3 protein-coding genes are annotated in these 6540 nt (G+C 48.7%); all 3 read left to right on the plus strand.

The genetic code is table 11. From position 1 onward, the window contains the following. Positions 1-1348 (plus strand): hypothetical protein (locus tag ACTIE6_RS14945; protein WP_439557401.1); only part of this gene is annotated, 1348 nt, incomplete at its 5' end. Positions 1349-1498: 150 nt separating this feature from the next. Then, positions 1499-3271, plus strand: a complete 1773-nt coding sequence (locus ACTIE6_RS14950; RefSeq protein ID WP_439557402.1) for a hypothetical protein — start codon at positions 1499-1501, stop codon at positions 3269-3271. Between the two features lie 227 nt (positions 3272-3498). Further along, positions 3499-6534, plus strand: a complete 3036-nt coding sequence (locus ACTIE6_RS14955) for a PVC-type heme-binding CxxCH protein (RefSeq protein ID WP_439557403.1) — start codon at positions 3499-3501, stop codon at positions 6532-6534. The last annotated feature ends 6 nt before the right edge of the window (positions 6535-6540 follow it).

The raw sequence follows: 6540 nt of genomic DNA on the forward strand, positions 1-6540 counted from the left end.
CTTGGTGATTGATGCGACTAACCGGCTTACTTATGCCAAACAGGCTGATGTATTGATGAAAGCAATGGACGCGGTGCGCGCACAGGGGCGGAAAGCGCCTAAGATTGTTTTTTATACCAATACACAATCGGGCGAAACGATGCAGGAAGCTTACGATATGTTTTACAAAGAAGGCGCACCTTACCGGCATCCTGAATGCTGGTACCTGCTGGACGGAAAGCCGCTGATTATCGGGATCAGCAAAGATGCGGAGGGTAGTAACTACAAATCATTTTTCACTTTCCGCGAATCGCAGTGGCCGACGGAGGCGCAGAAGACAAATGGCTGGCCGTGGATTTCTTTTACCAGGCCGCAGAAGGTACATTATAATACGAAAGGCGAGGGCGAGATTATCAATGTGTCTGTCGCGCAGCATCCTAACCCGACTGCCGGAATGGGCGGCTCTGCTTTTTATGGCAATAAAGACAACTGGGGCAGGAGCTACCGGAATGGATCAATGGGCGATCCTAAGAAAGACATCGCATATGGTTACAATACCCAGGAGCAATGGGATTTTGCAATCAAACAAAATACACCTTTTATATATGTAACAGGCTGGAATGAATGGATCGCGGGCAAGTTCCCTAGTCACGACAAAAATCCCGAGCATTCTTGGTTTTGCGATCAGGCGAGTCCGGAGTACAGCCGGGATATTGAACCTTCACTTACTGCCGGCTTGAAAGATCATTACTATATGCAGCTGGTCGGCAATATTCGCAGGTACAAAGGTGTGGAGGCCAATCCTGCATTAGGGTTGGAAGTTTCGGTGAAGGGTTTTGATGATTGGGAAAATGTCACGACAATCTATAAAGACTACACAGGAGATACCCAGGCGCGCAACCACCCGGGTGCGCAGACAGAGCCTGCGGTAACTTATGTAAACAAAACCGGCCGGAATGATTTCGACGAGATGAAAGTGGCCCGGGATAGTAGAAACCTGTATTTCTACGTAAAAACCGTTGCCGAAATCACGCCCAACTCCGGCGACAATTGGATGCGGCTCTACCTGGATACCGACCGGAAAGCAGCGACCGGCTGGAAAGGTTACGATTACCGGATTGTGTCGGGAAACACTTTGCAGCAATACAAAGCCGGTAACTGGCACGATGTAAAGAAGGTGACCTACCAGGTAGCTGGCAATCAAATGATGGTGACAATTCCTAAATCCTTTTTAACAAACCTGAAAGCGCCGCTGAACATGGAGTTTAAATGGTCGGACAACATGCAGGAAGATGGAAACCCGCTCGACTGGTATGTGAATGGCGATGTTGCTCCTGGGGGGAGGTTTAGTTTTATTGTTGGTGAGTGATGCCCCGACCCCCAACCCCTGCCACCTTCACCCCCAACCCCCTGGGAGGGGGCTATTTTGGTGATGCGATCTTGGGGTATTTCTAATCAGGCTACCCCTTACTCCCCCTTCTAGGGGGTTGGGGGGTGACAATCCTAAACCCAATCCACAATGAAATTTTCCTACTCAATACTCCTCCTGTTCCTTTATACGCACCTTTCCGCGCAAAATTACAGCCCGCTCGTGACTGCCACTGATGCAGTAGGCCGTAGGCTTCCTTCTCATCGGGAAGTTGGTGATTTGAAGAAAGGTAAGTTTGTGGGACTGTTTTACTGGACCTGGCATACGCAGCAGGCGAAGAACAATCCTGCATTGAATGTAACCGAATACCTTTCGCGGAACCCGAAGGCGATTCACGATTACAATGACCCGATCTGGCCAAAACGGAAAAGTCCGTGGTTTTGGGCTGAGCCGCTATTTGGGTATTACATTGATACCGACGAGTGGCTGCTGCGCAAACATGCCGAAATGCTCGCCGATGCAGGTGTTGATATGATCATTTTTGATTGTACCAATGGAAACCTGACGTGGAAAGAGTCTTATATGAAGCTTTGTGAGGTATTTACCAAAGCGCGGAAAGATGGTGTGAAAACGCCGCAGATCAGCTTTGTGCTGCCTTTCTGGGTTACCGACGGGGGCAAAGAAATTATCCGGGAGATTTACGCAGACCTTTACAAACCAGGAAAATACAAGGATCTGTGGTTTATGTGGAAGGGGAAACCGTTCATTATGGCTTCTCCTGAATTTACCGAAACGATCAAAGGAAAAACTGGCGAGCCTGCATTGGAAAAGGAAATGCGTGACTTTTTCACTTTCCGGCCGGGTCAGCCGGTTTATAACAAAGGTCCCGAAAAGGAGGATCACTGGGGCTGGCTGGAAATTTACCCGCAGCATGGATATAAGAAAAACGCAGACGGAACTTTCGAGCAGGCGACGGTAGGTGTGGCGCAAAACTGGACCAAGGCGCGCGGGCTGACTGCATTGAATGCAACCGGTTCTTTCAGCAGGAGCTACACTTCGAAGGGGCATATTACCACGCCGGGTGCGGTTAATTATGGTTTCAATTTCCAAGAGCAATTTGACAGAGCGCTGGAAATCAATCCGGAGCTGGTATTTATTACCGGCTGGAATGAATGGATTGCGGGCCGCTACGATGTGTGGCAGGAGCAGACCAATGCATTTCCCGACGAATTCGATCAGGAAGGCAGCCGCGATATTGAACCCATGAAAGGCGGGCACGGGGATAATTATTATTATCAAATGGCGGCCAATATCCGGAAGTTTAAAGGGTTCCCAGCGCCTGAACCTGCTTCTGCTGCGACTACTATTGCGATCGACGGGAAGTTTACGGAGTGGGAAAAGGTGACTCCGGCATTTACTGCGCATAAAGGCAGTACGATCCATCGGAACAGTCCGGGTTGGGGGAGCCTGGTTTATACCAATAATACAGGTAGGAATGACATTGTGCTTTCCAAAGTAGCCCGCGACGCGGAATTTGTCTACTTCTATGTAGAAACTGCGCAGCCGCTTTCCCCGAAAACGGATCCGGGCTGGATGCGGCTGTTTATTAATGTTGATAAAGATAAAAATACAGGCTGGGAGGGTTATGATTTCATGATAAACCGCATTAATCCTGATAAAAAGGCAATTGTTGAGAAAACAGACGCAGCCTGGAACTGGACAAAGACGGGTGAAGCTGAGTTTTCTGTCAACCAAAACAAAATGGAGATCAAAGTACCGAAGTCAATGCTCAGCATCACCGGCGAGCCTGATTTTGAATTCAAATGGAGCGACAATATGCAGGAGCAGGGAGAGATCATGGATTTCTGGATCAATGGAGACGCCGCGCCGGCGGGGAGAGCTAATTACATTTATCAGCCGTGAACCACCCCCCAACCCCCCTGGAAGGGGGGCTTTGCCTTCAACTACAAAGCCCCCTTCCAGGGGGTTGGGGGTGGAGCAATAACCCTAAATCAACTCCGCAATGAATAACCATCTCAACCACTCCCGGCTTTCCATTACCGTTATCCTACTTGCGGTACTTTTCCTCTATGCGCAAAGTTGCAGCGCGCCGAAAAGCGCGTCCAGGCAAAGCTCCAAAATTTCGCTAAATGGCCAGCCTTCGTCTGATCTTTACGCTGAGCATATCAGAACCAGTGAATTCAAAACGCCCGAAGAAGAAAGGAAGAGCTTTATTCTGCCGCCCGGATTTGAGATCACCCTTTTTTGCCTCCGAGCCTGATATTACCAAGCCGATCAATATGGAATTTGATGATCGCGGGCGGCTTTGGGTAACACAATCTTCGGAATACCCGGTGGCTGCCGGGCAGGGCGATGGAAAGGATCGGATCATGATCCTGGAAGATAAAAACGGAGACGGAAAGGCGGATACCTTCACCCATTTCGAAGATAACCTTAACATTCCGATCGGTATCATGCCCGTGGCTGACGGCGCGATCGCGTACAGCCTTCCCAATTTGTATTACTTTAAAGATGATAACGATGACGGAAGAGCAGACAGCAAAAAAGTGCTGCTTGGTCCGTTCGGGCACAAAGACACGCATGGAATGGTGAACAACCTGATGCGCGGCTACGACGGCTGGCTGCACGTTTGTCACGGTTTTTCCAATACTTCCCATGTAGCCGGAACGGACGGAGATACCATTAAAATGACTTCCGGAAATACATTCAGAGTAAAGCTTGACGGTAGCCGCGTGGAGCAAACTACCTTCGGGCGGGTGAATCCGTTTGGCTATGCGTATGATGAAAAAGGCTTTTTGTATTCGGTGGATTGTCACACAAAACCGATTACGCAACTCATCTTCGGCGGGGACTATCCGCATTTTGGAAAGAAAGCCCCGGCAGGGCTTGGGTTTGCTCCGGTTATGATGGATTACGATCTGGGTTCAACTGCATTGGCTGGTCTGGTTTATTACACGGGCACCCAGTTCCCTGAGCAGTACCGAAACCGTTTTTACACCGGAGATGTGGTTACCTGCCGCATTGACCGGAATACGATTACATTCAAAGGTTCTACACCTGTTTCAAAAAAGGAAGATCCACTGCTGGTCAGTAAAGATCCGTGGTTCAGGCCGGTGGATGTGAAGCTCGGGCCTGATGGTGCGTTGTACATTGCCGATTTTTATAACCGCATTATCGGGCATTACGAAGTCGCATTAAATCATCCCGGCCGCGACCGGCTGAGTGGGCGGATCTGGAAAATTACTTACAAAGGTGACTTGCCACACGAAAATATGGCGGTAACCGACTGGTCAAAAGCAACACTGGATCAGTTGATTGAAGGACTGAAACATCCGCAGCTGAATACCAGATTGAAAGTGGCGGATCGAATCGTGGATACATTCGGACAGAAAGCTATAAGGAATTTGAAAGCGTCTATTCCAGGAAATGAGAACGCCGCTTCTCGGGTGCACGCGATGTGGGCATTGCACAGGCTTGGGGCGCTCGATTACTCCATTCTGTCGGACGCGCTCACCCATCACTATTCAACTGTTAAGCTGCATGCATTCAGGATTTTACTGGAAGGAAATGGCCTGAATGAACGTTTTCAGGTATCAACTTTAAATGCGTTGAGAAATGAAGATCCGAATGTACGTCGCGTAGCGGCTGAAATTCTTGGTAAATTCAGGAACCAGGAAAATTTCTCCCCTTTAATGGATTTGTATGCCAAAGCGGACCCTGGGGATACGCATTTAAAATACACTACACTACTTGCGATAAGAAACAATTTGAAAGATAATCACGTTGTTTGGCGCATTCCGGGCATGAAATGGACGGACCAACAGGCCGAGCTTTTGGCGAAAGCAATGCTGGATGTGCCTTCAAGCGCGGAGGCTGCATTTGTGCTGGATTATACATTAACACACGAGCTCAATTCGGCTGATCTGGTCAAAAATCTCGAATACATAGGTCGGTATGTTACTCCTTACCAGCTTGAAAAAGCAATTGATTTGATCAAGCTAAAATTTGCGGACAATCCTGAGACACAACTTTCTTTATACAAAACCATTAAGGCGGGTGTGAAGCAGAGCGGGATGGAGCCCGGCGAGAAAATGGTTGTCTGGGGTACTGACCTTGCGAGCCGGTTTCTCGGAGGTATATCCGAAAGTTCGCACAATAATCCGAACGGAAAATCAGGCGCGCCGGAAAATAGCGCAAAAGCGCCGGAGGTTATCTCTGAGCAAAGAGTAGCCGCAGCGGAAATAGCGGGCAAATTTAGACTTAAAGCACTGGAACCTCAATTACAAAAATCATTGAAAGCAAAGTGGCTTGATTATCCGGTGCGCGCAGCCGCTGCAAATGCATTGATGAACATTGATCCAAAGGCGAATGTAAATGTGCTGGCGGAGGTTTTCACAAATCCTACGGAACTTCCTGTGTTACGGGAAAAGTTGGCGGCTTCCATAGGTCAGGTTCCTTCTGCATCTAATTATGAAATGTTGAAAAAGCAGCTTGCCAGCGGGGCGCAAAACCTGCAAGTCGCAATCGCGGCTGTGCTGGCGAGCACCTCGCAGGGGATAGATTATCTTTTGAATGCATTCAAAGACGAGGAAGTCAGCCCGGCAATCGGGAATGAAATTGCGGTGAAGGAACGGTTTGAGATGAATGCAAATGCAAATCAGCGGCACAAAATGGAAAAATACCTGGCCGCAGGGGCAGACGAGCGTGAAGAACGCCAGAAGTTGATCAATAACCGGATCGCAAACTTCAAACCTACGACCAGTTTAACTGACGCAGGTAAGTCGGTTTTTGTACAAAATTGCAGCGGCTGTCACCAGATTTTAGGTCAGGGCGGATTGGTGGGCCCGCAGCTTGACGGGATCGGGAACTGGGGGCACAAAGCATTGACCCAAAAGATTCTTGACTCGAACAGGAATATAACCGAGGCATTTCGTACTTATAATATCACATTGAAAAACGACCAGACGCTCACGGGCCTGTACCGGCGGACAGAAGGCGAAACAATGGTGTTTGCGGATATGACGGGAAAGGAGTTTGTAGTAGCGAAAAATGAAATAAAAGAATACCGCGCCTCCAAGTACACCCTAATGCCCGACCAGTTCAAAAGCATTATTCCAGAAAAGGATTTTTACGAATTGATGGATTATTTGCTGAGTGTGAAGTGAAAGGGA

Source organism: Dyadobacter sp. (assembly GCF_051859145.1).
Classification (GTDB): Bacteria; Bacteroidota; Bacteroidia; order Cytophagales; family Spirosomataceae; genus Dyadobacter.